Genomic DNA, 26,762 nt, shown 5'->3' on the forward strand with positions numbered 1-26,762 from the left:
ACCGACATCTACCTTGGAAGCTGACGTCCGCTTACCCGAAAGGAACGCCGCAGTGGCAAAGAAGCGCTGGAACGACCTGTCCCCCACCGCCAAGAAGGCCGTCATCGCGGCGGCCGCGGTCGACGCCGGCCTGCGGGCCTGGGCGCTGCGCGACCTCGCCGGCCGCGACGCGAGCCGGATCAACGGACCGAAATGGTTGTGGGGCAGCGCTCTCGGTCTGCTGAGCACCTCGGGTGTGTTGCCCGCGGTCTATCTGGTCGCCGGGCGTAGGCCCTGAATCGGCCCGTTGCCTGGCCATGTTCGGCCAGGCAACGGCACATCTGATTTCCCTCTGCTGGGCCTACCCGGTGTGCGCCACGCTCTGACCGCGCTGAGGGGCGGGATCGGTGGTGGCGCCGTCGTCGAGGAGATTGTCGAGTTTGCGCTTCGAGGTCTCCGGTGCGAAGTAGGCAGCAATCAGCGTCAACACGGATGACGCCGAGATGTAGACCGCGACCGAAGTCACCGAACCGGTCATGTCCAACAGCGACGAAGCGATCAGCGGCGCGAACCCGCCGCCCACAACACCGATGAGCATGTAACCCAGGGAGACGCCGGTGTAGCGGTAACTGGTGTCGAACAGCTCAGCGATGAAGGCTGCGAGAACGCCGTACATCGCGCCTTGGAACACCATCGCGACCGACACCGACAGCACCATCAGCGCAAAGTTGCCGGTACCCATCAGCGGATACACCGCGAAGGCCCACACCGCCATCCCGATGGCGCCGATGAAGAACGGAATACGGCGTCCCACCCGGTCGCTGAGGCGGCCGAAGTACAGAATCGACAGAAGTTGCACGACAGCGCCGACCGCGACGGCGTTGAGTACGGTTGCCTTCGAGATGTCGGTGTGTTGTGTCACGTAGGACAACGAGAACACGTTGATCACGAAATAGGCGACCTGCTGGCCAAGCCCGAGCAGCACGACGAGCAGGATCATCTTCGGCGCGTGACGCAGCACCTGCAGGATCGGGGCCTTGACCTCTTTCTCCTTGAGTTGCTGCTGATTTCGGATGAAAACGGTCGATTCGATGATCTTCACACGAATCAGCAGGCCCACCAATACCAGTGGCGCACTGAGCAAGAAAGGAATGCGCCAACCCCAGGACATGAACTGTTCCTCGGTCATGAACGCGCTCACTGCCGCCAGAGTGGCCGTGGCCAAGAGAAAGCCCATGGGTGAGGCGGACTGCATCCAGCTGCCGGCACGCCCCCGGCTGTCCTCGGATTCGTCCTGCTCCACCACCATCAGCACGGCACCGCCCCATTCGCCACCGAGGCCGATGCCTTGAATCAGGCGACACAACACCAACAGGACGGGCGCCCAGATGCCGATGGAGTCATAGGTCGGCAGCAGGCCGATCGCCACGGTGGCCACGCCCATCATCATGATGGTCGCGATCAGGGCCGCCTTGCGCCCGACCCGGTCACCGATGTGCCCGAAGATGATTCCACCGATGGGACGGGCAGCGAATCCGACTCCGAATGTGGCCAGCGCCAACAATGTTCCAGCCGCCGGGTCCACGTCGGGGAAGAAGATCTTGCCGAACGCCAGGGCCGCGACGGCTCCGTAGATGTTGAAGTCGTACCACTCGATCGTGGTGCCGACCATGCTCGCGACGATGGTGCGCCGACGACGCGATTTCGCGGCCGCAGCGTCTGTGTCTGCAGCAGGAACTGAAGGGTTCATATGGTCCTCTGGTAGGTGCTGGTCATAGCGAAAATGCTAGGGCGGCAATATGGCTGCACCCATAGTCGCGGTGCAACGCGATCCAGCTCACACAGTGTGCGTCTGCACAATTGCGGATGCGCACGCGAATTCATGACCGCAGCAGACACAGTTGCACCATGGCTTGCGCCCGAGGCGTCCGCAGGCTGATTCCGGTGGCTTCCTCGAACTTCCGGATTCGATTGAGCACGGTGTTGCGGTGACAGTAGAGCTTGGCCGCCGTCGTCGAGACCGACCCGCTCTCGGCGTACACCAGCATGGTTTCCACGAGCAGGTCGCGATCATTCGTCGCGGCCAGAGGCGCATCCACGTAGCTGCGAAGGTCATCGATCACGGTGCACAACTGCGCGATGGACAACTTCGCCCAGGAACGGCGAAGCGTCGTCGCCGGCAGGCCCAACCGCGCCAGCATCCGGACGGTCGTCGCCGCCCGGAAGACGTTCGGTAGCTGTACGGTTCGCGAGGCCACGGCTCCCGTCACCCCGGCGAGGAGATCGGCTGCCAGCGCCTCGTCATCGGGCCAGCGGCTGTGAGCAGACAGCAGGATCAGCGTGACACCCTTGCTCGTGTGGTCCAGCGCCGCAACGCCGAGACCGGCCAGCCGCCTGGTCACGGTCGAGCTCGCCCCTTCGGCCGCGACGCCGACGACCCAGTAGAACGCGGTCTCGTCGAGACCGAGTACCTCCGCTGCGCGGTGCACCACGGTGGGACCGGGTTCATCGGAGAACAGGTCGGAAAGACTCTGCTGCTGCTCGATGATGTTGGTGCGTGCCATCTGCAGTCGCTCGTCCATGTAGCCCCGCTGGATGGCGCCGGCGAAATCGTCGACCACGGTCCAGAGTTGACCGACGTGGATGGCCAGCACCTCCATGTCGGCGTCATCGGCCAGCCGCAGCAATGCCGACCACGCCACCAGGAAGTCGTTGCGGACCGCCGCGCTCAGGTTTTCCAGCGCGATGCCCTGACGAGCCCGCAACGCCCCGACTTGCGCGGGGAAAGCCATCAGCTCGGCGGACAACGGCCTGGCCAGCAGGCAGCCGAGAAGATAGCGGAATGCGTTGCGGGCACTGTCTTTCAGATCGTGCTCGTCGGGAACACCGTCGTAGTACCGCGCGCCTCCGTCGATGCGTTCGAGATACTCGGCCGCGAGCTGGTCGTCGATACCTGCGAGTTTCTCGAGCAGGATCTGCCACCGCCCGTCGGCTTCACGGTCCGGCAAGGGTTCCACTGGTCAACCCGAGAGTGCCCGCCAGGTCCGGCCCCCACCGCGCGTTCAAGGGACCGGCTCCCACCATCGCCAGGCATCCCGCGAGCGTGACCGCCACCGAATCCAGCACCGGGATACCGATTTCGGCTCTGGCGGCCTCGACGGCATAAGCACCGTGCAGATTGGTGCAGACGTAGGCGACCGCGTCAGGTTCGCTTCGTGCGACCTGCCGGGTGGGCGCCAGTAGCTCGTCGGGTCGAATCCGGCCGATATCGGTGGTCTCGGTGAGACCGAAACCGTACCCCGCGGTCACGGTGATGCCCTCGTCGAGGTAGCACTCGCCGATCCTGGCGTTCATGTCGTCGGGGTAGGGCGTGACCAGGCCGACGCTGCGCGCGCCCAACGCACCGAACGCCGCCAGCGTGGCCTGCGTGCTGGTGAGTGCCCGTACACCGGTCTTGGTGGTGATGGCGTCGGTGATCGCGCGGTCGTGCGCGGCACCCAGCCACGACCCCGCCGTGCCGTTCCAGGCGATCACGTCGACGTTCGCCGTGGCCAGCAAGACGGCCGCCGCTTCCATTCCGGCCGTGTCGAACTGCGCGTCGGAGGTACCGTCGAGCCCGACCCGGGAGACCGGGATGCGGGTGAAGTGGACACTGACGTCGGTCCGCTCCCCCAGCATCCGGTACGTGGTGGGTTCCAGGCAGGTATTCGACGACGGCACGATCATCCCGATCCGCGCCACCCGCCACACCGTGGGTCGCGAAAACTCAGACGGCACGGGTGATTCCGCCGTCGTTGGTGATCGTGGTGCCGTTCAGATAGGCGGCCCGCGGCGAGGCCAGGAACACGATCGAGTAGGCGATGTCACGCGCGCTGGGGATGTAGGACAGCGGCAGGTTCTCCAGGTAGCGCTCCTCGGCCTCTTCGGGTGTGCAACCCCAGTCCTTGGCGTTGGCGGCGAACTGCTTGACCAGCCGCGCGGTCCGGACCGGGCCGGGGCACACCGTGTTGATCATCACGCCTTGGGCGCCGACCTGCAGCGACAACGACTTGCTGAAGTTCAGGATCGCGGCGTTGGCGGCGGCTCCGGGCATGTGGTACTCCAGCGCCTGCTTGCCGGAGTTCCCCGCTACGTTGACGATGCGCCCGTTGCCGTTCTTGAGCAGGTGCGGCAACGCCGCTCGGGTCATGCGGATGAATCCGAACAACTTGAGGTTGATGTCGGCGACCCACTGTTCGTCGGTGAGATCGCCGAAACCCCCGAAAGACGATGCGCCGGCGTTGTTGATCAGGATGTCCAGGCCGCCGAGTTCGTCGACGACGTTGGTGACCACCGAATCGAACACCGCCTTGTCGCTGAGGTCGGCTGCCACGGACACGGCCTTGACGCCGGATTTGGCCGAGATCGACGTGCAGGCCTCGTTCAGCGCGTCCGCGCGGCGTGCCACCAGTGCCACGTCGGCACCTTCTTCAGCCAGCAACTCCGCGGTGGCCAGTCCGATGCCGTCGCTGGCACCGGAGATCAGTGCCCGCATGCCTTGCAGTCCCAGGTCCATGTTGGTCTCCTATTCGTGGTTGTGGTTGCGCGTCACCGGACGCGGTTGGCAGTAGCTGAGTCCAAAGCGCCGTCGAGCATGCGGGCCAGCGTCTCGGTGAGCAAATCCACACCGGTGCAAAGGTCTTCGTCCGAGGTGAATTCGGCCTCGGCGTGCGAGATACCTTCCACGCTGGGAACGAACAGCATCACCGAAGGGACGATCTCCTTCATGTTGGTCGAGTCGTGGCCGGCACGGGTCTGCACGAGCATGCTCGACATGCCGAGGTCATCGGCGACGGTGCGGGCCAGCTCCACCCCTTCCGGCTGGTAGTGGTGGCCGGGCCAGACGTGCGCCTTGCGGTGCTCGACCTTGACCTTGGCCCGGATCTCGGCCTCGGCGATACGCTTTCGCAGCGCGGCATCGGCGGCGGCGAGCAACTCGTCGTTGTCAGAACGCAGGTCCAGGTGCATGTGGACCTCGCGCGGCACGACCACCGGAGAGTTGGGTAGCACGGTCAACTGCCCACAGCTGGTGTGCAGCTCCTCGCCGAACTCGTCGGCGATATCGCGCAGCGCCACCACGATCAGCGCCGCACCCAGCAGCGCGTCCTGACGGTCGTCGATGGCGGTGGCACCGGTGTGTCCCTGGGCGCCAATGACATTCAACTCGTACTTGTTGGCGGCCCAGGTGCGGTCCACCAATCCGATGGAGACATTGTGCTTCTCCAGTTCACGGCCCTGCTCGATATGGATCTCGGCGTAGGCGGCCAGCCGCCGGGTGACGTCACCGTCCGGGAACACATCCGTTTTCCCGATGCTGTTGATGGCGGTGAGGGCGTCGCGGACGGTGACGCCGTCCTGGTCGGTGATGTCGAGTGTGTCTTCGAGGTCCGCGGCACCGGTGAACACCGCACTGCCCATCAGCGACGGCTTGAACCGCGAGCCTTCCTCGTTGAACCAGTCCACCACGGCGACGTTGTACATCGGCGTCACACCGGATTCGGCGGCCTGACGACGGATCCGGTCGGCGGCGGTAGCACCGGCGAAGACGCCGTAGGCGCCGTCGAACTTGCCTCCCCGGGGCTGGCTGTCGAGGTGCGATCCCACCAGAACATAGGGCGCGCCCGGCTGAAACTCCAGCAGGCCGAACAGGTTTCCGACTCGGTCCACTTCTACGGTGAAGCCGCGCTGCCGCAGCCACCGCGAGAACCAGTCCCGCATTTGTCCGTCCTCGGCGGTGCCGGCCTGGCGTTCCACGCCGCCGGCCGGGGTCTGGCCGATGGCCGCCAGTTCCGCCCAGGAGTCCAGGAACTCGCGGTCGCGGCCGGCGTCGAGACGAATACGTAGTGCGGTGTTGTTGTGTTGTGCGGTCAAGGTTTTCCTCCGGGCACGTTGAATGAACGTCGCGGGCTTCGGCGACGCTTGACGATGCGGTCAGTCCGGGTCAGATCAGGTATTGCGACAGTCCGCGTTTGAGGTAGCTGCCGTGGCCTTTCCGGCCGAGGTACTGATCACGGTCCACGATGACGGTTCCGCGCGACAGCACGGTCTGCACACCGCCGTCGATCTCGAAGCCCTCCCAAGTGGAGTGGTCGAGGTTCGAGTGGTGGGTCTTGTCGAACCCGATCGAGGTGTGCGCGTTGGGGTCATAGATCACGACGTCGGCGTCGGCCCCGGGAGAGATGATGCCCTTGCGCGGGTAGAGCCCGAACATGCGGGCCGGGGTGGTGGCACACACGTCGACCCACCGCTGCAGGCTCAGGTTGCCGTTGACCACGCCCTGGTACATCAGGTCGATTCGATGCTCCACGCCGGCCATCCCGTTGGGGATCTTGGAGAAGTCGTCGATGCCCATCTCCTTCTGCCCCTTGAAACAGAACGGACAGTGGTCGGTCGACACCGTCGCCACGTCGCCGGTGCGGATGTAGCGCCACAGCTCGTCCTGGTGACGATCCTCGCGAGAACGCAAGGGGGTGGAGCACACCCACTTGGCGCCCTCGAACCCGGCGGCGCCCAGCTGCTCCTCCAGCGACAGGTACAGGTACTGCGGGCAGGTCTCGGCGAAGACGTTGGCGCCGCGGCCCCGAGCGGTGGCGATCTGCTCCATGGCCTGCTTGGCCGAAACGTGGACCACATACAGCGGTGCGCCGGTGACCTTCGCCAGCATGATCGCGCGGTGGGTGGCCTCCTCTTCCAGCTCCCACGGCCGGGACACCCCGTGGTAGTAGGGCGAGGTCTCGCCGCGTTCGATGTGCTGGGCCACCAGCTGATCGATGGCGATGCCGTTCTCGGCGTGCATCATCGTCAGCGCGCCGTTGCTCGCACACTGCTGCATGGCCCGCAGGATCTGGCCGTCGTCGGAGTAGTACACCCCGGGGTAGGCCATGAACAGCTTGAAGCTCGTCACACCCTCGGCGACCAGCTCGTCCATCGCCTTGAGGGCATCGGAGTCCACGCCGCCCAGGATCTGGTGGAAGCCGTAGTCGATCGCGCAGTTGCCCGCGGCCTTCGTGTGCCAGGCGGCCAGCGTGTCCTGTACCCGCTCCCCCTGCCGCTGGATCGCGAAGTCGATGATCGTGGTGGTGCCGCCGTGGGCGGCCGCGCGGGTGCCGGTCTCGAAAGTGTCGGAGGCGACGGTGCCGCCGAACGGCATCTCCATGTGGGTGTGGGCGTCGACGCCGCCCGGGATGACGTAGCGGCCCGAGGCATCCAGCACGCGGTCGAAAGTCCGGTCGGGATCGCCGAAGGGAGCCAGCTCCGGATCGACCAGGGCAGCGATGCGTTCGCCGTCGATGAGCACGTCGAGCGCCTGACTACCGGTGGGGGAAACGACGGTGCCGCCGCGGATGTACGTCGTGGACATGGCAACAGATCGTATGGCCGCCAACGTGATCCGGCCCATAGCCGCCGTGCAACGTATCGGCCCGCACAAATTGTGCACACGCACACCCAAGCGCCGTATCCACCCGGGTTTCCTGCCCTGAATTGGGCACAGCGGCCCGACCGCGGCCGGGAACGGTTCCGATCGCTCACCCTACGAACCCGTCTGGTCTGCAGTAGCCTGCCCGATGATGCGCAATCTGTCCGGCCGCCGCGAAGACACCCGGCTTCGCTGGCGCTGGCTGCTCGCACAGCTCGACAACCTGGACGACGACCTGGCCGCCGAATACCTGACACAGATCGATCGGGGTGCCCGGTTCTACGACAGCGTCCCCGAAGAAGACGACCTTCTCGGCGCGGCGCGGCTGGCGTTCCGCTACCTGCTGGCCGCCCTCCTGGAACGACCGATGAGCGCCGAGTTGGCGGAGTTCCCCGCAGCGGTCGGAGCCTTGCGCGCCACGCAGGGCATCGCGCTGGAGAACCTCACCGCGGCGGTGCGCACCGACTTCCTCGTCGCGTGGTCGGCGCTGTTGAAGCTGGCCGGCGACGACGACATGGCCGTACTGGCGCTGCACGTCGACGTGCTCTGGCAGGCCGTCGACGACTTCGCGATCAGAGTGCAGCGCGGCTATCTGGACCAGCGGCTGTCGATGGCAAGGACCAGCACCCTCGAGCAACAACACAGCTTGTCCGAACTGTTCTCCGGCGAGCCCGCACCGGCCACCGTTCGGCGCGCGGCCCAGATCCTGGGCCTCGACGAGGCGGCCGGCTATTGGGTGATCGGGATTGCCGGCGAGGAGGCCGGACGCACCGTCACCAGGCGCCTGCTCAATCGACACCTGACCTCGCTGGACTACGTCGACCACGGCGTCGCGCTGATCCTGGTGGCTGCCGACCCACGTTGGCCCGACGACGAGGCGCTGGTGACCGACCTGCTGGCCGATCTCGACGGCGCCGTCGCACCCCGAGCGGTCGCCCTGCCGGAGATCCACCGAGCCGCCGCGACGGTTCGGATGCTTGTCGATCTGGACCTGAAGTCGACGACGCTGCGCCGGTCGTGGGCGCAACTGTCGATCACGCAGCTTTCAGAAGTGATCGAAGACCTGCGCGGGTATGTTCTCGGTCCGCTCCACGACGTTCATGACTACGAGTTGATCGTCGAGACCATCCAGGTGTTCGCCGGCAGCGGTTCGGTCTCCGACACCGCGTCGGAGCTCTACTGCCACCGCAACACCGTGATGAACCGGATCCGCCGGTTCGAGGAGGCGACCGGGATCAGCCTGCGCAGCCCCCGCTCGCTGGCGATGGTGCAGCTGTGTCTGCTGCCCACGTAGGCCCTGACCCGGCGGCCAGGACCTACGTGCCCTTGACGTTCAGCACCTGACGCAGCTCATGCTCGACCTCGATGAGGCTCGCAGCGTCGGCCATGACGACGTCGATGTCCTTGTACGCATCGGGGATCTCGTCGACCCACTGCTCGCCGTGCCGGTACTCGATGCCCTGCATCCGCGCCGCGAGGTCGTCCGCGGTGAACCGGCGGCGTGCCTCGTTGCGGGAGTACCGGCGCCCGGCGCCGTGCGGAGCTGAGCAGAGGCCGGCGGGGTTGCCCTTGCCGCGCACCACATACGAACGGGTTCCCATGCTGCCGGGAATCAGCCCCAAGACGCCTGCGTGGGCATCGATCGCGCCCTTGCGGGTCAGCCACACATCGCGGCCGCCGTGGTGCTCCCTGCGGGTGTAGTTGTGATGGGTGTTGACCCGCTCGACCTCGAAGTCGCCCGCAGTCTTCGGCTGATCCAACTGCCCGTAACCCATCCACGCGGCGAACACCCACATGTAGCGATCCATCATCTCGGCGCGGTTCTCGAACGCGAATCGCTGCGCCCAGTTGAGTTCCCGCAGATAGGCGGTGAACTCGGGCGTGCCCTGCGGTAGGTAGGCGAGGTCCGGGTTGGGCAGCTCGATCCACCACTGCTTCATGAGCCTCTGCGCGACCTTGATGTGCTTCTGCGCGATCTTGTTTCCGACACCGCGAGAACCCGAATGCAGGAACAGCCACACCCGGTCGGCCTGATCCAGGCACAGCTCGATGAAGTGGTTGCCACCGCCGAGGGAACCGAGTTGCTCGCGCCACTTGGGCGAGTGCGACAGGTCGATCCCGCCGTCCTGCGCCAAGTGCTCGAGGTCCGCGATGCGGCCAGCCGTGAACGGGAAACGCGCGAGCGTGTCGTTGTAATTTCCGGGCGACAGCGGAATCGCCGTCTCGATCGCGGTACGCAGCGCAGCCAGGTCACGACCATGAAGATCGGTGGCGGTGAATTCGGTGCGGGCGGCGATCATCCCGCACCCGATGTCGACGCCGACTGCCGCCGGGATCACGGCGTCGATGGTGGGGATGACCGTGCCGACGGCCGACCCCTTGCCACTGTGGGCATCGGGCATCAGCGCGACATGAGGGTGCACGAACGGCATCGAGGCGGTCTGCTTCGCCTGCTCGATGGTGTTGTCGTCGATGTGGCTGGCGAAGTTCAACAGCTTGTGGTCGACGACGCGGTGCGTAGTCATGAAACCGATTCTCCCGACGCTGTCGAGTCGATTGTTTGTTCCGGCCGACTGCCGGGAATCACAGTCCAGTGGGTTGACGGGTTCGCCCTGCGTAGAGACGGATTCACCGCTTCTCGAGGAGTGTTGCGTGACGCAGGGCTTGCGCCGGATTTGAAGGAACGGTACTGCCGCGCCAGAATGGAGTTCGGATCACTTAGTCAGGCTCAGCATCGGGGGGTGCGGTGAAACTCGGTTGGTATGTCTTCATGCACCGCCCTGATGGTGGCGTGATGCCTATCGCCGGATTCTGGCGCAAACGCACCGCGTTGCGGTGGGCCGAGGCGCACGCAGAACCGGACCGCCACCTTGAGGTCCATCGCTTCGGCTGGTGGGCGGCCGACACTGCCGGCCAGCGGCCGGCTGCCGACCCGGCGAGCGGATGCCAGGGGTCCGACGACCGCCGATAGGCGCCAACCTCGGCAGTCAGCCCCACAAAACCAAAACAGGCCCCCTCGAAAGGGGGCCTGATCAGGGTGGCAGATGCAGGATTCGAACCTGCGTAGGCGTAAGCCGACGGATTTACAGTCCGTACTTGTGGGCGTTTAAGGTGCACAGTCAACGCTTGGCGGTGCTTGCAAAGCACGGTCTAGCTGCGATGCCACCGGTTGACCGTCTTGGTTAGCGCTTGGCACATCTGGGCACACTGCGGTATCTACTGCGGTATGCGTATGCGCGAGCACCGGGCGGCACCTTTAATGGCGTTGCAGAAATCATTCTGCATTGTCGAGCTTCTCGCGGGTGAAGCGTAGTGGTTCCGCCGCCACCAGCTCTGCGACAGCCTCACAGAATGGAATAACCAAATTGTTCATATACTTTGCAAAGTTGCCGACAGTGACTACGTCGAACTCGAAAATACCGTTGACCGATTTCGATGCGATGTCGCGACGAGCTCGAACCCAATCCCGCATATCAACTTGAGGCTCTTCTTTGTCTGCATCTACGACATAGAGCGGCGATCCTATCAAGACAACTGGAAAGCATAAGTTGAGAGTGAGATAACTTTGCCTCACACCATTGAATGTTCTACGATTCTCACCGTTACGATATTCTTTCTTGGTGGCAAGAATAGCCTTCGCCAGCGGCATGACCAACGACGTAAATATTTCTGCATTCGAGGCTTGCCACGTCTTTTGCGGGCGTTCGAGGCGTGTCAACTGATCTGCTCGAAAGCCGGAAAATCCGTGCCGAGTTGCTAATTCGCCGAATTCAAAGTAGTCCCAAGACGGTTTCATCTGAAATGTTCCAGGCGCAATTTCAGTTGACACTTCGTCAGTAAAAAGGGTGTGTTCCTTCGGATTGCCATTCTGCCGCCAGGAGGGCAACTCTCGGCCGACTGCGCAGAATGGACTTGCACTTTGCTTGCACTCGACAAGCATAGTTGCAGATACGATAACTTTGTTTTCACGATCATTCAAGAACTGGTGATATCCCCACACATCCAATTCACGTGACGATTCTGGTTTATCGGGGTCCTGAAACGCCCATCCTGGTCTCGGGTGGAAGTCACTGATCTCTAACAGCCGCACCGCCTTCTGTTCGAGAAGCCAACCAGCCTTTTCGACGGCAGCAAGGACTTCCTCGTTCGTCGGTTTCTCAGACATCACCAGCAAAGCCTAACGCCGGACAAGACACATACCCCCCGACTCAACCCGTGGCAATCGCGTTGGACGGAGGACCGGGGGCATGCGCTGCGGGACGGACCCCTCCATCCCTATGAACGCCCGGTCTGGCAGGTGCCTTCTCGTCAACCCCTGAAACCGGACGCACTTCTAAGAGGTGCTGCTGACCTCAACCCAGTAGTACGTCGGGGTACTGCCAGTAAGCACGTTCTCACTTGTCCACAGCCGATCACTGGTCACCGCATACAACGTGCCGTCAACGAAAAGCCGGTCATGCTGTTGCACAACAATTCCCGACTCCTGACCAAATGGAACGCCAAGTAGCCCAGTGGTATCCACAACGCCTGGAAAGCGGGCTAGAGGCTGCACTGACGAACCACCAATGACCACGCCGGTAATGTCACCGATGTGGTAGTCATCCAATTCACCAACCGTCTGCCCCTTCCAGTCACGCTCTGGGCGGAACACGCTCGCGGTAGCCACTATTCAGCCCTCTTGCGATACCTATTCAGGGTGAATGATTCCGCCACAGTCCACCCGGTGAATGCGCCACGGAACGAAACTGACTGTGGTCCAACACTCTCCGCAAGGTCGATACCTCGCGGGTTAGCGACCATGCGGCACGCGGCGGATAGGATGACTGCCCGCAACTCATCGTTAGGTACCCCGTCTACGAATCCCTCGTTACGGGTGTAGGCCTTAACCATCGCAGTGACAATGGACAGGACAGTCCCACCCTGCTCAGCCGAAACAGTGCGGCCAAGCAACGCAGACAAATCCACAACCGTTGCGGCTGGCATGATTACGCCTCAGTCAACAGAGTGACAGCCTTAGGATGCAGCACAGCCACATCGAAACGGGCAGTGACACGGATGCCAACAGAATCCGCGTCACCGAATGTCTGATCGAGAATTGCAATCGTCGGATCCTGGTCGCGGGCAACGATAACCTTGGAGAAGTCGACCAACGCCACGCGTGCCTTACCTGACACGTTCGGGATGTAGTCGGTCACGATCACCGGCAGTCCGAACAGGGTGAACTGTGTTCCCTCATGCATGTTCGGATCCAGCAAGTAACGAGCATCGGTTTCGCCAACGTGCAGCTTGCGTAGAGCTGCGAACGCCTGCGGAGTCATCACCCAATGGGTGGCACTGACATGGTTGCCCTGAGCTGCCGCCAAACCATCAATCAGGCTGTCCGGGTCTGCGAGATCCAAAACACCAGTGGTGATGCCGCTCTGGCGGAAAATGCCCTTGATGGTGTCACTTGCTCCGGTGCCGTCATACAGTGCGGCGTCCAAGACGTTCGACACATCGGTTACCAGACGAGTCGAAACGACCTGCTCAAGAGCGCCCACAGTGTGGGTTGCTTCACGAACAAGTTCGTTCGACAGAATCGTCAGGGACTTGATGCCCTTCAAAGTGCTTGGCAGCAAAGCCACTTCATCAAACGACACGTTCGAATCGGTGATCGTCGCACCCGGTGCGTAAAAACCTGCACTGGCACCCGAAGCGATACGCGGAACGCGCAACGGTCCTGCGGTGTCAATGATCTGCGGGCCTGCAGCGAGAAACGAGGATTCCTGTTCTAGCGGCTGGACCAAAAGCTTGGCGACTTCTGCCGCCGTAAGGGTCGGCTGAGTGGCCGGGGTCTGGATAGTCATGCTTAAATCCCTTGAATAACAACGTGGTACCGCTGCCATCAGGACAGGAGCATGGATTAGGGCATCAGGCCCAGAAGGGTGAGATAGGTTGCGAATCAGTCGCTTTGCCTATCTCCAAATCTACTTAGACGGAACGCTGCAGACGGCCTAGAAGCGAGAAAGGTTCGTCACGGTCACCGGTCACACCCTGACCGACGCTGCCGGAAACCCTGCGCTTCCCATAGTGGGGACGCTTGGCAATCAAGTCATCCACAGCCGTGTTCAACTTGTCATCATCGGTCAACAGTTCGGCGTCATAAGGCAAATCATCGGGATCTGCCAGCTTCCCAGTTGCCTCTACGCGTGCCGTGAACAGTGCACGGCTCAACTCGTCTACTCGCGCTTCGGCGGCCTCGGCACGGTGCCTGTTGTCCCTCGCCTCATTGCGTAGCTTCTCAATGTCGGCACGCTTGTAAACGATGGTGTCGCCCTGGTCGTCGTCGGGCTGCACGTCGTCGGTGATCTCGTCTAGTTCGCCGTCGGCAGGGTCATCGGCCTGCACTTCGGTTACGTCAGCCATCAGGGCTTCCTCTCAGAGGGCTCAGAGCCACACAGAGCCACAAACAGGGCACGCGTGGGGCAATGTCTATGCACTTACGGCAGCGGGCGACTTACGGCTCAAAATGCCAATCTCAGATGCCATATTCAGTGCACGCGCATCGGCAACCGCCAGGGCTTCATCGGTGCTGTGCTTCAGTTCTTCGGCGATCTCATCGGCAGTCAGGCCTAGCCGCTTGAGGACGCTCGTACGGGACAAGATTCCGGCGCTGTACAGCTTGACGGCGTAGTCGGCTTCCTGAGCCTGCGAACGCGTATCGGCGGGACTCCACACCACACGTGCAATCACAGTGTCTGGATCCACCCCGTCACGGATAGCGACCAGCAGACGGGCCACCTGCTCCCATCCAACGCCGTACTGACGCTGACGTGCCTCAGCCCTTGCCACTAGTGCGGCCTCAGCGGCACGCAATGCGTCGGCACTGGTTACGGAGTCCTGCAGCAATCCGACATAGTGCGCCGGTAGACCGCTAACCATCATCGCCTGTGAAATGAGAACGTGTACACCAGATTCAAACGTCTTCAGATCGGCAGCAGGAAGAGCGCCAAAACGAGACCCGGCATCCTCGCTGATCATCATGCGATTCGTCTCCGGAAATGGATTGACCGCTTCCGTTACGGGCTGATCGTCGTCGTCCAAGACAGGGTTGCCGTCGTCGTCAACGACAGGCTTCTCCGTCAACTCAATTCCGCTGGCGTAACGCCTTGGCCTGCCCGCGTACTCACTGGCAACCATCATGTCCAACAACAGCTTGTTGATGGCATCCTGAATCGTGGTCAGGTCATCAATCACAGACGGCTCGTCGTCATCACCGATAGCCACGACAGGAACCACGCCCAGACCGTGCGGAACAGTCTCCACCAGTTCATATCCCGCACTGCCAGCACTCGGCGTGTTCGCCGTCCAATGCTCAACACGGTCAGCGAAATACACCCACACCTCGGTAGTCTGCTTGGTGCGAACGCGCTTCACAGCCGAAACAATCTGCCTTGTAACGGGATCGCGGATGATGGCAACCTGATGGGGATGCTCAACCGTCGCACGTGGCTTACCGTTCACATCCGTCCAACACAGCACATAGCCGACGCCATACAACAGTGCATCCCGATGCACCTGCGCCGCCAGTTGATCCAAGTCGCTGTACTCAAACAAATCCCACACGTCGGCACCCTCAACACCCGACAGCCTCAAACGTTCCTGCAAGCTGACAACCGCAGTGCGGCATAGGTTGCTGCTCAACTGATCAAAGTTGCGCAACGCCACCTTCGCCTCGCGAGACAGAAACGACAGCGGACTAACGCCCTCAAAATAGTTGTCCAGCAATCCATATCGGTACTGTCGGCTGTCGAGTGCCTGTAGAAGCTCGATCAGGTCATCGGTCATTGTTCAAAGTCCTATGCGAAAGATGCTGCGCGAAAACGCTTCTTCGGATGTGTGGACCGCCACGAGGCACGTGAGTAGGCCATGACAGCGCACACGGCGGCGTCGATACGGCCCGCGTGCCTGCTCCTGCTCGACTTCACCAAACGCCCACCACGGTTGTCTTCCGACAACACCGCATTGCCGATGTGCTCACGTAGCAGGGCATCCCCGGAGTGCGAAAGCTGACCGTTGCGGCACGCAGTCAGAAACTCAGCCGTCGCGGCACTCATGCGGCTTACGGTCTGCGGGAACTCGACAACCGGAATCCCCTCTGCCGACAACACCGCTAGGGAACGCTGCCAACGGTACGGATCCGCCGCGATCTCAACCACATTCCACCGTTCACATGCGTCCCTGATGGCTTGCTCAACGTCGAGAATCGGCACGCGCCAATCAGTTTCCGAGTAGTTCGGGCGCTGCCACACACCCAGCACATCAAGGTGCGGAGTGGGTGAAACCGTCGCAGCCAACAGCACCGTGGCATCGGTACCGCTGTACGATCCGTCGAAGCTCAGCACCACATCGGCACCGTCAGGGATACCGACACCCGACGACAATCCATCCCACAGATCCGGAGGCAAGATCGGGTCTCCGCTGCCGGTAACCCACTGCACCAAACGCGTACGCCTGAAATGGTTCTCACTCATCTTCGGCGGTTGCAGCGCTGCAAGAGCATCTGCGTACAGGAAGTCATCCAGTGCGGGATTGGCCAAACGCCAACAATGTTCGCAGTCTGTGCCATGATCCTCAAAACCTGCTGCGCTGAACTCGCGGTAAACCTGGCTGCGGTCGTCCGGGCAGTCGCTAGCCTGCTGACGGAACTGCGCAAGCTCATTATCCGGCTGAGGTCCGGGCGTACCAATCAACAGAACCAAACTCGTCGGCTTCTTACCCGACGCCAGCGCCACAACCTCGTACACTTCCGGTGCAATGCGGCCACCCTCGTCGCAGATGCATAGATCAGGATTGCGGCCCTCAAGAGCTGCCGGTGAAGCTGGTAGACAAGTCAACTCAGCACCACGGATAGGAATGACGAGGCGATCCTTGAAAACCTGTACACGACAGCTCAATTCCGGGCTGCGTTCGATGAAACGAACACACATGCGGAATACAATTCCGGCTTGGCGTTCATCAACGGCCACCAGATCAACCGATGTGTCATCACTGCCCAACATGAATACGTACACAGCCATGGCGGCAGCGAGACAAGACTTTCCATTCCCGCGTGCCAACGCCCACGCGGCCAAACGCGGACGGGGGTCCGCATCCCAAACCGAAGAGACCAGCTCCCGCTGCCAATGCCGCAAGATCAGCGGCTTGCCGTCTGGCAGCAGTAGAAACTTGCGGCAGAACTGGGCGAAACGCTCGCTTTCTGACCCACGCGGACGCCACGGCAGAGGCGACGCGTCAACCGCCCTCTTAGGTCCGGCATGCACGATAAACTCCTGAATATGGAGTGGGGATCAGTTGCTGCGTATCTCGCATTGGCGATCAGTTTGGGCAATACCGCCTGGACCATCCGGAAAGAGACCAGAAAGCCAATCAACGAACGACAGCAAGCCCTAAGAGACCAACTCAGAGCTGTTCTTGTAGAGGTTCAGACCGACACACGCAACGCCTTAGCTGAACTCCAACGAGGGAAGACGCCTGCTTATCCAGTGCCGGATGCTCTGACGAACTTGCGGGATCGAGTTAGTCGAGTCAGCCAGGACGGACTCACCTGCCCTAGTAGAGAATCCCTCAGCGTGCTTGGCTCGGAAGGCTTGCTGAATGCCTACTGGTCCAGCGCACAATACGCGGACGAAAGGCTCAAAAACCACGAGGATTATGGCCGTCCTATCGAAGACATCGCCGCTCGACGTACGCAGGAACAGTTCGCTCTCCGAAGAGAACTCGAACATCAAAAGAATCGGATTGACGAAATGATCGATGTCCTCACAAAAATCGACCATGGTGATCGAAAGACGATCCGCAAGTACAAGGCCGTAGGCACCTAGGTGTAATTGCCCCTGCTCTGTGCCTGAGTGTCCGATGTCGGCGCTAGTCGCCGGTATCCCCGAGGGGTTCGGGCCATCCTTTTGCCGGCTGCGTTTGCGCTGGTCAGAGACCTGAGTTGGTAGCGTCGTCGTGACCTGGGCTTTTGTCCGGTCGGTCGGCAGTCGTGGGAATGGCCGAATATGCCCTACACCTTATGCGGCGTTGGCGACGGACATCCATTCTTTGTTCGACCATTGCGCGTTCTTCATTGGTGCATGTACTGCCGCGTTGCCTGTTGCATCGCATACACAGCACTCGCAGGTTGGCCAATTCGAAGATGAGGTCTGGGCGTTGTGTGACGGGAATGATGTGGTCAACACTCAATTGTTCTGTGCTGCCGCAGTTTTCACAGAACGGACTGAACTTGCGGAGCCGCTTGCTCAAGCGCTCCCATCTGGCAGTGTGCAACAGTGGATGTGACCTGTTACCGGTCTGCGTGGGTCGGCAGCTAGGGCAGTATGTGCCGTTGTCGATTGGTTCACCGCACCCGATGCACGGGCGCTTCATTCGAATAGCTTGAGTGTGCCTGACGGGATGCCTTGGGCGGCGTTCACGATGACTGTTGAGACTTGGCATAGCTTCGGCCCTGATAGCTCGAATGTGTGTAGTTCGCCATCGTCATCCATGAGGGACAAAACGTAGCGGCTGCCGTGTGGGAATGCTGCGATGGCGTTGAGCTGACGTGTTGGCAGTGCTTCGGCGTCAGTGTCGTTGTCACACATTGGCGTTCCTCAATTGTTCGATCTTGCGTGCCAACTTGTCCCTCAGTGACACCATGAGATCCACTGTGAGCGTGATTATTTCGACGGATTCAGTTCCGCCAGGGTCTACCACAACATCCACAACACCGTTGTGTGGGTCTCCGAGCACGGCGATATCTGCGGCACAGGTGCGACGATTGCCGCGTGCTGGCTTCGGTCGGCTGCGGCCAGTTGGTTCCCAATACGCTCGACTCATGCCGACTCCGTGATCTTGAGAAGGAACTCAGTCAGATGCTCGCGGGCACGTTCACGGGACGCGGGAACGGTGTAGCCAGCAGCGAAGATGTACGCGGCACAATCCGCGAGAGCGAAGTTCTCACCGTTGTAGCCGGATTCGTTGGCGATCTGCTCGCGGTAGTAGTCACGTAGCTCGGGGTCATCTTCAAGCCATGCGAGCATCAAACGGGCCGCGAGCGGTTCCCACTGTCGGGGGTCGTAGGTGACTGCCACTTCAAACTCCTGCGGGTTCGGTTCGTGGTTCAGGCGATTCATTCCATGGGGCAGCATTCTCGGGTTCGTCGGTCCAACGTGTGTCGGGGAATCGCTTGCGCAGACATGCGAGATGCCACGATCCACTGCCGTTCTTCCATTCGTCGTCAATGACCGGCCTATTGCATAGGTTGCAAGTTGGTGCGTCACCCACAGACGGCACCGTAGTGGCCTCTGGCATCAACGCTGCTTGGCTTTCGGTCGCGTCGGGTGTGTCCTTATGCGACTTAGCACCTGGGGCAACTGAGGGGTTTTCCGTCAACATGACCGGCGCGGCAATGTCGGCAACCTCGTCGGTTGTGAACGGGCGATCAGACCGAATGCAGTACTCGTAGAAGGCGCGATTTCCGTTAGCCATTCGGTATTCGCGTAGCACTAGCCAACGTGCCGACACCAGAGCGTCAACGTACTTCTGAATGTATCTCCGCGTGTGGCCAGACCGTGCAGCCATATCCGCCACAGAAACACCGAATCCGTCTGCATGGGACATGATTTCGAGTGCGATACCTCGTGCTGCCGGATGCAGATCGGAACGTGCAAAGTCATTCGAGATGGCAACGTATCCCTCACTCAGCGGACACCCATAGTGCTTGACCGGGTTGCGACTAAGTGTCCTCACTGAACACCGCCATGTGCGGTAGCAGCCATCTCAGCGTTCGCCCACTCGTCAATGTCGCTTCGTAGATACCAGAGTCGAGCTGCAATCTTGAATGCATTTGGACCACGTTCGGATTCGTACCACATGTACAGAGTCTTGCCCGATACGCCGATGTACTCGGCAGCTTCGGGAAGCGTCAAACGGTCAGGGAACATGGGTGGTACCTCAGAGTGAATGCGGTTGATACGCAACGGTGCCCAATATTGAGAGCACATCACAAGCGACGGAAACTATCGCCGGTGGTCCTAATGTCCATTCTACTCCTCCTCACTTCTAAGCCTTATGGTTTGGGTCTATGCGCTTGCTGCGCCTTCGGCGGCATGGACGAGAAGGACTGCCAGAACGGGTATTCAGCACCCAATGCCACCCATTCCCATCGTCCAGGCCAATACGTTTCGCAAGCACGTGACCAACCGGACGCTTCCACCACAAACCGGATTCGGTGCCAACCGCGTTGAAGCGAAGCGTTGGGGAGAACTCTATGGCGGTGGGGTACGGCTAGGACCAATGCGGACTCGTCTAATGCGGCCCCCGCTGGGCTTCTCTTTAGTTTTCTAAAAGATAGGTTTCTACGGTGTGCTCTATGGGCACAGGTTTCGGCCCTACCCTGTGCTCTATAGGCACAGGGGGGTGTGCTCGATGGGCACAGGGTCTCAGGCTCATCCAATGCCACCCCGTGCGGTCGCGGCCTTCTGTTCAGCCACCCAAGCATCAAGGTCCGCTACGTCATAGAACGTATGCCGCCCCAGCCGGTAGCTACGGGGTCCGGTACCGGCATACCGCCAATACCTCAGGGTGTCCTCAGGCAGTCCACCAAGGTAGGCAGCGGCGTCTTTGGCGCCTAAACGTATAGGTGTCACGAGGGTAGTCCTCTCGCTTATGCGCTTGTGGTTCAAGCGGTTTCATGACTGGTCACCTCCCTTTGCGGCTGAGTCCTACGCTGCCAGATCTGTCCAACGCTGGGCAGTCTAGCGGGCGGATCGCGGGTCAGGACTGACACATCCAAACGGACCTGTGCAGCGGATTGCTGCGGTATCCTGCGGTTATGACTCTTAGACACCAGAGAGCCGGGATAGCTGACCGGTGGCACAAGCGTGTCAAGGGTCCAGACGGCAAAATGAGCACCGCGCGATCAGCGGTCTACGGCAAGGTCACACGTTGGCAAGTTCGATGGGTAGATGGCAGCGGCCACGAGAGAAGCAAGAGCTTTGACCGCAAGCCGGACGCGCAGGCCTACCTGAACGGACTCACTGCCGACATTCAGCGCGGCGAATACGTCGACCCGAGCAAGAGTGCAGCGACATTCGGGGCGGTCGCAGAGCAGTGGTTTGAGACCAAAAGTCACCGCAAGCCAAAGACTTTGGCGGGTTACCGGTCCCTACTGGACACCATTATCCTGCCGAAGTGGAAGAATGTGCCACTGAAAGCGATTGATTACCAATCATTTTCGACATGGATAGGGAGTCTTTCCGTGGATGGCTCGCAGCGAGACACCGCACTCTCAGCCAGCCGGATACGCCAGACCCACCAACTCGTCGGCGCGGTCCTCAAGTACGCACAGCGGTCAGGGCTTGTAACCAAGAACGTCGCTTCACAACTAGAGCGCAAGTACGACCTACCCACCGAGCACGGACGCGAGCAGCACGCCTTGACCCGTGAGCAGCTTCTCGGCTTTGTGTCACACATGCGGCTGTACGCCACGCTGACGCTCATTCTCGGCTGCGTCGGCATCCGTACCGGGGAAGCGTTCGCATTGCGGCGGTCGGGCGTTAAGGACTGCAAGCTGATCGTTTCAGAGTCGGCTACCAACGTGACGGGTCAAGGGACGGTGACCACCCGCACCAAGACCAACAAGACACGCGAGGTCGCGGTACCGGGCTGGGCATGGGACCGGTTAGTTGCCGAACTGCCCGCAGACCCCAAGGCACTGGTGTTCCCGCATCGCACGGGTACAACGCTGACCAATCATCAGTACCGCTATGAGTTCGACAAAGCGGTTACCGCGATGCGGGCCGAGACGGAAGCTCAGCGGGCACGGGAGACAGCCGAGACGGGCAAGGCGGTTACGCCCGAATTCCCCACGATCACGCCCCACGATCTACGGCACACCTGCGCGTCCCTACTCATCTCCACCGGGGCGAATATCAAAGTGGTGCAACGCCAACTAGGCCACGCCACGGCTGCGATGACACTTGACCAGTACGGGCACCTGTATGACGCCGACCTGACGCACGCTGCCGACGTTCTCAGCGATGCACTAGAGGCTACTGCGGTATCACTGCGGCATTCCGCAGATACCAAAAAGGTCAGGACCGGTTAAAAAACCAGCCCTGACCTGCGGTGGCAGATGCAGGATTCGAACCTGCGTAGGCGTAAGCCGACGGATTTACAGTCCGCTCCCATTGGCCGCTCGGGCAATCTGCCTGGTGTCGCCCCGCCCCGTTTCCGGTTTGGTGCGACTAGCAGGGTACAACGAGGATGTACCTAAGTTACAAACCGGCAGGATTATCGAGGGAAGAGGAGGGGCGTCCAATGGCGGATTCCAGCTTCGACGTCGTCAGCAAGGTCGACCGTCAGGAGGTCGATAACGCGCTCAACCAGGCCGCCAAGGAACTGTCCACCCGGTTCGACTTCCGCGGCACCGACACCAGCATCGCCTGGAAGGGCGAAGAAGTGATCGAACTCACCTCCAGCACCGAGGAGCGCGTCAAGGCAGCGGTCGACGTGTTCAAGGAGAAATTGGTCCGTCGCGACATCTCGATGAAGGCCTTCGACGCCGGCGAACCGCAGGCCAGCGGCAAGACCTACAAGGTGTCCGGAGACATCAAGCAGGGCATCAGCAGCGAGCAGGCCAAGAAGATCACCAAGATCATCCGCGACGAAGGCCCCAAGGGTGTCAAGGCGCAGATCCAGGGTGACGAGATCCGGGTCAGCTCGAAGAAGCGCGACGACTTGCAGGCCGTCATCGCCCTGCTCAAGGGCTCCGATCTCGACGTGGCGCTGCAGTTCGTCAACTACCGCTAGAGGCGCTGTCTGTCGAGTGTGCGCTCAGATCGCGTTTGACGACGAAATCGCGATCTGAGCGCACACTCGGCACACTCAGCGGGTCGGCCAGGGTGAGAACGGCAACGCGAACAGCGACGCACCGATCACCAACAGTGACGGCACCGCCATCGCCCGTCGCCCATAGCGGTCCATCACCATCCCGGCCGGGTAGGAGCACAACAGGTCGGCCAACGCACCGATGCCGAACACCAACGAGGCAGTCGCCGCGCTCAGCCCGATGTGATCGGCCCACAGCGGGAGCACCGCATCGCGGACGGCAGGAAGACTGTGGTGGCCAGAGAGCGGAGCGGGACGCCCTCCCTCACGCGCTGGTTTCGGCCGCCGTCACCGTGTAACGGCTGGGCCGGTGCGCCAGCCCGTAGTGCCCGCGCAGCGTCGTCGCGGTGTAGTCGGTCCGAAACAGTCCGCGCCGCTGCAGGATCGGCACCACCTGCTCGACGAAATCCTCAAGGCCGCCGGGCAGATACGGCGGCATGATGTTGAAACCGTCGGCGGCGCCCTCGGTGAACCACAGCTCCAAGTCGTCGGCCACCTGCTCGGCGGTCCCCGCGAAGGTCCGGTGTCCGCGCCCGCCACCGAGTTTGGCGATCAGCTGCCGCACCGTCAGCGACTCGCTGCTGGCGAGATCCTTCACCAGTTGGTAGCGGCTCTTGTTGCCCTGGATCTGCTCGATGGGTGGCAACACGGGCAACGGTGCGTCGAGCGCATGCGCGGTCAGGTCCACTCCGAGCATCTGCGACAGCTGGCGCAACGAGTACTCGGGCGAGATCAGGTCGGTGAACTGCTGTTCCAGTTCGCGAGCGGCTTCCTCGGTGGGCCCGATGAACGGCACGATGCCGGGCAGGATCTTCACCTCGTCGGCGCTGCGGCCGAACCTCACGGCGCGGGCTTTCACGTCGCGGTAGAACGCCTTGCCGTCGGCCACCGAGCGCTGCGCGGTGAAGATCGCCTCGGCGTAGCGCGCGGCGAAATCCTTGCCCGACTCCGAGGACCCGGCCTGGACCAACAGCGGACGACCCTGCACCGAACGCGGCGTGTTCAGTGGCCCACGGACCTTGAAGTGCTCGCCGTCGTGGTCGATCCGGTGCACCCGCTCCGTATCGGCGAAGGTACCGCTGGCCTCGTCGAGAACCAGTGCATCGTCTTCCCAGCTGTCCCACAAAGCCGTTGCCACGTCGACGAATTCAGTGGCCCGCCGATAGCGGCCGGCATGGTCGGGGATGCCGTCGACGCCGAAGTTGGCCGCTTCGTCCTCCCCCGCCGAGGTGACGATGTTCCACCCGGCCCGGCCTCCGCTGATGTGGTCCAGGGAGGCGAAGCTGCGGGCCAGGGTGTAGGGCTCGATGTAGCCGGTGGTCGCGGTGGCGATCAGGCCGACGTGCTCGGTGACCGTCGCCATCGCGGTGAGCAGCGTGATCGGCTCGAAGATCGCCTGCGTGTTGTGCTTCACCCGCGGCCCGACAGCCAACCCGTCGGCAAAGAACACCGAATCCAGCTTGCCGCGTTCGGCCAGTTGGGCCAGACGCTGGAAGTGCTCGACGTCGGTCAGGTTTCGTACGTCGGTGCGCTCGTGCCGCCACGCCGCCTCGTGGTGCCCGACTCCCATGAGGAAGGCGTTGAGATGAAGTTGTCGCGTCATGAAGATCCTTGTCGAGTTCTCGTACGTTTCGTATGTCCGGCGTTCAGGTCGTGGCCCGCCAGCCCGACAGCCGGCCCTCGATGGCCACCACGATGCCGTTGAAGATGACGCCCACCAGGGCGATGGTGACGATGCCGGCGTACATGTTGGGGATCTGGAAGTTGAGCTGTGATGCGGTGATCAGGTAACCCAATCCGGCCTTGGCGCCGACCATCTCGGCGGCGATCAGCACCAGGATCGACGAGGCCGCCGCCATGCGCAGGCCGGTGAAGATGGTGGGTACCGCCGCGGGCAGGATCACCTTCTGGAACAGCCGAAGCGGTGACAGCCCGAGGGAGCGGGCAGATTTGATCAGCAGGGGGTCAACGGTGCGAACCCCGGAGATGGTGTTGAGCAGGATCGGGAACGACGCCGCGTAGATCACCAGCGCCACTTTGGAGGTCTCCCCGATCCCCAGGATCAGGATGAACACCGGTAGCAGGGCGAGTGCGGCGGTGTTGCGGAACAGCTCCAGGATCGGGTTGAGGAACTCCGCGACCGGCCGGTACCAGGCGATCGCCACTCCCAACGGGATGCTGACCACGATCGCGATGGCAAGACCGGCCAGCGCGCGCGACAGGCTGGCCGAAACATGCTCCCACAGTTGGCCGTTGTTCAGCAGGGTGAACCAGGCGCTGACGACCTCAGAGAAGGGAGGCAGAAAGACCTTGTCCACCAGCCCGATCCGCGGGGCCACCTCCCACAGCGCCAGGAACGCGGCGACGACCACCGTGGCACGCAACAGGCGCCAGGTGAGGGCCCGCAGCCGGCGGCCGCGATGCTCGGGTTCCGGTGTCGTCGGCGCCTCGGTCGGGATCTCGGCGAGTGACTCGACGGGAGCTACCGCGACGGCGTTAGACATGTTGAACCTCCTCGGACCGGGCGCGTTCCACCTCGTCGTGCAGAAGTGACCAGATGTGGTGGCGTTGTGCCCGGAATCCCTCGCTGGAGCGGACGTCGTCGGTGTTGCGGTCGATGTCTACGTCGACGATCTGCTTGATCCGGCCCGGCCGTGACGTCAGCACCGCGACCCGCTGGCCGAGGTACAGCGCCTCGTCGATGCCGTGGGTGATGAACAGGATGGTCTTACCGGTGGCCTGCCAGATCCTGAGCAGCTCGTCCTGCAGGGATTCCCGGGTCTGGGCATCCAGCGCGGCGAACGGCTCATCCATCAGCAGCACCTCGGGGTCGAACGCGAGGCTGCGGGCGATCGCGACGCGCTGCTTCATTCCACCCGACAGTTCGTGCGGGTAGCGATCGGCGAAGCCCTGCAGCCCGACCAGCTCGAGGTACTCCTCGGCCCGCCGCCGCCGCTCCGCCGAGGGCAGACCCTTTGCTTCCAGGCCGAATTCGATGTTCTTGCGGGCGGTGCGCCACGGCAGCAGCGCGTACTGCTGGAATACGATGCCCCGATCCAGCCCGGGTCCGGTGACCGGCTTGCCGTCGAGCAGGATCTCCCCCGACGTCGGTTGGGTCAGCCCGCCGAGCAGGTCCAGCAGCGTCGACTTGCCGCAACCACTCGGCCCGACCAACACCAGGAACTCACCTGCCTTGACGTCGATGCTGATGTCCTGGATGGCAGTGAAACTGGTCTTCTCGCCACGGATCGGGAACTGCTTGGTCACATTGCGCAGACTCAGCTTCGTTTGCGTACTCACTTGTGCGCCAGTACTTTCCCGTCCGGACCGCTGCCTTCGGGATAAGTTCCGTTGGCGTACGGGTTGAGATCGTTGGTGTAGAGATCCTTGGCCTTGAGCTGACCTGCCTTGAGCTCACCGTTGCGGACCAGCCAGTCGATCCAGGTCTGCAGTTCGCGTTCGGCGATCACCGCACCGGGCACCGGAATGCCCGAGCTGCGCCAGTACTCGATGGACTGGGTGTCCTCGTTGCGCTTTCGCTTGTTGATGATCTCGCGGAACTTGGCCACCACCTCGTCGCGCGGGGTCACCTGGGTCCAGCGGATGGCCCGGGCGGTGCCCTGGACGTAATCGGCCACCGCATCCCGGTTCTCGGCCAGGAAATCGTCACGGACCACATAGGTGCCGTAGCTGAACGCCCCGAACAGTGACTTGTCGGTGAACAGCGGCCGGATCCCGCCGCGTTGCTGCGCGGTCTCGCGCCAGATCCCGTTGAGCGCCGCGACGTCGATCTGCTTCTCCCGCAACGCCTGCTCGGTGTTGACCGGCGGCACCACCGTGAGGGTCACCGTCTTGATCTCGTCGTTGGTAAGTCCCTCTTTGGCCAGCCATTCCCGGGTCAGGAATTCGTGGTGGGCGCCAAGGGTATTCATCCCGACCTTCTTGCCGATCAGGTCGCGTGCCGAGTGGATCGGGCTGTTCTCCAGAACGAAGTAGCCGGTGTATTCGCCCTCATCGGCGCCGTAGGAGCTGAGCACCGAGGTGATCGGCGCGCCGGCGGCGTTGAGCTTGACCACGGCGCCGTTGAACGCCTCACCCACGTCGATATCGCCGGTGGCCACCGACTGGATGTCCTGCGGCCCGCTCGTGGTGTTCCCCACCCAATCGAGCTTGATCTTCTGGTAGTAGCCGAGGTCCTCGGCCAGTTCCTGGAATCGAACCTCGCCGGCCCAGCCCTGGTAGCGCACCACGGTCTTGCCGTCTTCGGTGCGCGCCGGCTCACCGGACGAGCCACACGCCGTCAGTACCAACACGAGTGCGCTGAGCATCGCGAGTACCGAACTGAATAGGCGCATGCCCGTTGTCCCCCATGGAGTCGCACTGATTGGTGCGGCTCATGGTGGCAACAAACTCA

Annotated in this window: 27 protein-coding genes, 2 tRNA genes and 1 pseudogene; 6 read left to right on the plus strand and 24 right to left on the minus strand. The window is 62.2% G+C overall.

What is annotated here, in order from left to right; genetic code table 11:
* The first annotated feature begins 52 nt into the window (after positions 1 to 52).
* A complete protein-coding gene (locus EH231_RS15135; protein ID WP_090424462.1) occupies positions 53 to 277 on the plus strand; it encodes a hypothetical protein in 225 nt (74 codons plus the stop codon).
* Between the two features lie 63 nt (positions 278 to 340).
* Here EH231_RS15135 and EH231_RS15140 read toward each other — a convergent pair whose 3' ends face one another.
* From EH231_RS15140 to hydA, 6 genes are all read right to left on the minus strand, one after another.
* Positions 341 to 1,729: an MFS transporter gene (locus EH231_RS15140; protein WP_124712685.1), complete on the minus strand. Its 1,389-nt coding sequence runs from the start codon at positions 1,727 to 1,729 to the stop codon at positions 341 to 343.
* Between the two features lie 130 nt (positions 1,730 to 1,859).
* Positions 1,860 to 2,996 (minus strand): RsbRD N-terminal domain-containing protein, encoded by a 1,137-nt coding sequence (locus EH231_RS15145; protein ID WP_241178000.1) that lies wholly within the window; start codon positions 2,994 to 2,996, stop codon positions 1,860 to 1,862.
* On the minus strand, positions 2,974 to 3,756 hold the full coding sequence (locus EH231_RS15150) for a maleate cis-trans isomerase family protein (protein WP_124712686.1): 783 nt from the start codon (positions 3,754 to 3,756) through the stop codon (positions 2,974 to 2,976). Before EH231_RS15150 ends, EH231_RS15145 begins: the two co-directional genes overlap by 23 nt.
* Positions 3,746 to 4,534, minus strand: coding sequence for an SDR family NAD(P)-dependent oxidoreductase (locus tag EH231_RS15155; protein WP_090424459.1), 789 nt, complete (start codon positions 4,532 to 4,534; stop codon positions 3,746 to 3,748). Before EH231_RS15155 ends, EH231_RS15150 begins: the two co-directional genes overlap by 11 nt.
* A 32-nt stretch (positions 4,535 to 4,566) precedes the next feature.
* Positions 4,567 to 5,889 carry a M20 family metallo-hydrolase gene (locus EH231_RS15160; protein WP_124712687.1) on the minus strand — a complete coding sequence of 441 codons (1,323 nt, stop codon included), beginning with the start codon at positions 5,887 to 5,889 and terminating at the stop codon, positions 4,567 to 4,569.
* 70 nt (positions 5,890 to 5,959) lie between these two features.
* Complete coding sequence (gene hydA, locus EH231_RS15165) at positions 5,960 to 7,378, minus strand: dihydropyrimidinase (RefSeq protein WP_090424865.1); 1,419 nt, start codon at positions 7,376 to 7,378, stop codon at positions 5,960 to 5,962.
* A gap of 205 nt (positions 7,379 to 7,583) precedes the next feature.
* On the opposite strand from hydA, the gene EH231_RS15170 reads away from it, so the two are divergent.
* The gene (locus tag EH231_RS15170; RefSeq protein WP_241178002.1) at positions 7,584 to 8,729 is read left to right on the plus strand and encodes a PucR family transcriptional regulator; all 1,146 of its coding nucleotides are present in this window, start codon (positions 7,584 to 7,586) and stop codon (positions 8,727 to 8,729) included.
* 22 nt (positions 8,730 to 8,751) lie between these two features.
* Here the strand turns inward: EH231_RS15170 and EH231_RS15175 are convergent, their stop codons facing one another.
* The gene (locus tag EH231_RS15175; RefSeq protein WP_124712688.1) at positions 8,752 to 9,960 is read right to left on the minus strand and encodes an RtcB family protein; all 1,209 of its coding nucleotides are present in this window, start codon (positions 9,958 to 9,960) and stop codon (positions 8,752 to 8,754) included.
* Between the two features lie 269 nt (positions 9,961 to 10,229).
* Between EH231_RS15175 and EH231_RS33845 the strand changes: the two genes are divergently transcribed.
* Positions 10,230 to 10,406, plus strand: coding sequence for a hypothetical protein (locus tag EH231_RS33845; protein ID WP_164480900.1), 177 nt, complete (start codon positions 10,230 to 10,232; stop codon positions 10,404 to 10,406).
* 67 nt (positions 10,407 to 10,473) lie between these two features.
* Here the strand turns inward: EH231_RS33845 and EH231_RS33850 are convergent.
* The 7 genes from EH231_RS33850 to EH231_RS15210 all read right to left on the minus strand — a co-directional run bounded on the left by EH231_RS33850 (position 10,474) and on the right by EH231_RS15210 (position 16,494).
* Positions 10,474 to 10,614 (minus strand) — tRNA-Tyr (locus tag EH231_RS33850).
* A 95-nt stretch (positions 10,615 to 10,709) separates the two neighbouring features.
* Positions 10,710 to 11,603, minus strand: coding sequence for a hypothetical protein (locus tag EH231_RS15180; protein ID WP_124712689.1), 894 nt, complete (start codon positions 11,601 to 11,603; stop codon positions 10,710 to 10,712).
* 165 nt (positions 11,604 to 11,768) lie between these two features.
* Positions 11,769 to 12,101 (minus strand): hypothetical protein, encoded by a 333-nt coding sequence (locus EH231_RS15185; protein WP_124712690.1) that lies wholly within the window; start codon positions 12,099 to 12,101, stop codon positions 11,769 to 11,771.
* Positions 12,102 to 12,420: 319 nt separating this feature from the next.
* Positions 12,421 to 13,281 (minus strand): phage major capsid protein, encoded by an 861-nt coding sequence (locus tag EH231_RS15195; protein WP_124712692.1) that lies wholly within the window; start codon positions 13,279 to 13,281, stop codon positions 12,421 to 12,423.
* A 124-nt stretch (positions 13,282 to 13,405) separates the two neighbouring features.
* Positions 13,406 to 13,840 carry a hypothetical protein gene (locus EH231_RS15200; protein ID WP_124712693.1) on the minus strand — a complete coding sequence of 145 codons (435 nt, stop codon included), beginning with the start codon at positions 13,838 to 13,840 and terminating at the stop codon, positions 13,406 to 13,408.
* A 66-nt stretch (positions 13,841 to 13,906) separates the two neighbouring features.
* Positions 13,907 to 15,262 carry a phage portal protein gene (locus EH231_RS15205; protein ID WP_124712694.1) on the minus strand — a complete coding sequence of 452 codons (1,356 nt, stop codon included), beginning with the start codon at positions 15,260 to 15,262 and terminating at the stop codon, positions 13,907 to 13,909.
* An 11-nt stretch (positions 15,263 to 15,273) separates the two neighbouring features.
* Positions 15,274 to 16,494 (minus strand): terminase TerL endonuclease subunit, encoded by a 1,221-nt coding sequence (locus tag EH231_RS15210; RefSeq protein ID WP_338134365.1) that lies wholly within the window; start codon positions 16,492 to 16,494, stop codon positions 15,274 to 15,276.
* A gap of 258 nt (positions 16,495 to 16,752) precedes the next feature.
* Between EH231_RS15210 and EH231_RS15215 the strand changes: the two genes are divergently transcribed.
* The gene (locus tag EH231_RS15215; protein ID WP_124712696.1) at positions 16,753 to 17,298 is read left to right on the plus strand and encodes a hypothetical protein; all 546 of its coding nucleotides are present in this window, start codon (positions 16,753 to 16,755) and stop codon (positions 17,296 to 17,298) included.
* A 103-nt stretch (positions 17,299 to 17,401) separates the two neighbouring features.
* On the opposite strand, the gene EH231_RS34785 is transcribed toward EH231_RS15215, so the two are convergent.
* The 4 genes from EH231_RS34785 to EH231_RS15235 all read right to left on the minus strand — a co-directional run bounded on the left by EH231_RS34785 (position 17,402) and on the right by EH231_RS15235 (position 20,106).
* Positions 17,402 to 17,914 carry an HNH endonuclease signature motif containing protein gene (locus EH231_RS34785; protein WP_124712697.1) on the minus strand — a complete coding sequence of 171 codons (513 nt, stop codon included), beginning with the start codon at positions 17,912 to 17,914 and terminating at the stop codon, positions 17,402 to 17,404.
* 377 nt (positions 17,915 to 18,291) lie between these two features.
* Entirely contained in the window at positions 18,292 to 18,591 is a 300-nt protein-coding gene (locus EH231_RS15225) for a hypothetical protein (protein WP_124712698.1), read from the minus strand.
* A gap of 612 nt (positions 18,592 to 19,203) precedes the next feature.
* Positions 19,204 to 19,461, minus strand: coding sequence for a helix-turn-helix transcriptional regulator (locus tag EH231_RS34790; RefSeq protein ID WP_124712699.1), 258 nt, complete (start codon positions 19,459 to 19,461; stop codon positions 19,204 to 19,206).
* A 444-nt stretch (positions 19,462 to 19,905) separates the two neighbouring features.
* Positions 19,906 to 20,106 (minus strand): helix-turn-helix transcriptional regulator, encoded by a 201-nt coding sequence (locus EH231_RS15235; protein WP_338134366.1) that lies wholly within the window; start codon positions 20,104 to 20,106, stop codon positions 19,906 to 19,908.
* Between the two features lie 257 nt (positions 20,107 to 20,363).
* On the opposite strand from EH231_RS15235, the gene EH231_RS15240 reads away from it, so the two are divergent.
* On the plus strand, positions 20,364 to 21,566 hold the full coding sequence (locus EH231_RS15240; RefSeq protein ID WP_241178003.1) for a tyrosine-type recombinase/integrase: 1,203 nt from the start codon (positions 20,364 to 20,366) through the stop codon (positions 21,564 to 21,566).
* Positions 21,567 to 21,587: 21 nt separating this feature from the next.
* Here EH231_RS15240 and EH231_RS15245 read toward each other — a convergent pair.
* A tRNA-Tyr gene (locus tag EH231_RS15245) sits at positions 21,588 to 21,670 on the minus strand.
* A 108-nt stretch (positions 21,671 to 21,778) separates the two neighbouring features.
* Between EH231_RS15245 and EH231_RS15250 the strand changes: the two genes are divergently transcribed.
* Entirely contained in the window at positions 21,779 to 22,270 is a 492-nt protein-coding gene (locus EH231_RS15250) for a YajQ family cyclic di-GMP-binding protein (protein ID WP_090424455.1), read from the plus strand.
* 93 nt (positions 22,271 to 22,363) lie between these two features.
* On the opposite strand, the pseudogene EH231_RS15255 reads toward EH231_RS15250, so the two are convergent.
* The 5 genes and pseudogenes from EH231_RS15255 to EH231_RS15275 form a co-directional block, all read right to left on the minus strand.
* Positions 22,364 to 22,570: pseudogene (locus EH231_RS15255) on the minus strand (MFS transporter); the annotation flags it as partial.
* A 43-nt stretch (positions 22,571 to 22,613) separates the two neighbouring features.
* Entirely contained in the window at positions 22,614 to 23,951 is a 1,338-nt protein-coding gene (locus tag EH231_RS15260; protein ID WP_124712702.1) for an LLM class flavin-dependent oxidoreductase, read from the minus strand.
* A gap of 43 nt (positions 23,952 to 23,994) precedes the next feature.
* Positions 23,995 to 24,852, minus strand: a complete 858-nt coding sequence (locus EH231_RS15265; protein ID WP_164480903.1) for an ABC transporter permease — start codon at positions 24,850 to 24,852, stop codon at positions 23,995 to 23,997.
* A complete protein-coding gene (locus EH231_RS15270; RefSeq protein ID WP_124712703.1) occupies positions 24,845 to 25,648 on the minus strand; it encodes an ABC transporter ATP-binding protein in 804 nt (267 codons plus the stop codon). The genes EH231_RS15265 and EH231_RS15270 overlap by 8 nt, the downstream gene beginning before the upstream one ends.
* Positions 25,645 to 26,676 carry an ABC transporter substrate-binding protein gene (locus EH231_RS15275; RefSeq protein ID WP_241178184.1) on the minus strand — a complete coding sequence of 344 codons (1,032 nt, stop codon included), beginning with the start codon at positions 26,674 to 26,676 and terminating at the stop codon, positions 25,645 to 25,647. The genes EH231_RS15270 and EH231_RS15275 overlap by 4 nt, the downstream gene beginning before the upstream one ends.
* Positions 26,677 to 26,762: the final 86 nt, after the last annotated feature.

Source organism: Mycolicibacterium nivoides, assembly GCF_003855255.1.
In the GTDB taxonomy this organism is placed as follows: domain Bacteria; phylum Actinomycetota; class Actinomycetes; order Mycobacteriales; family Mycobacteriaceae; genus Mycobacterium; species Mycobacterium nivoides.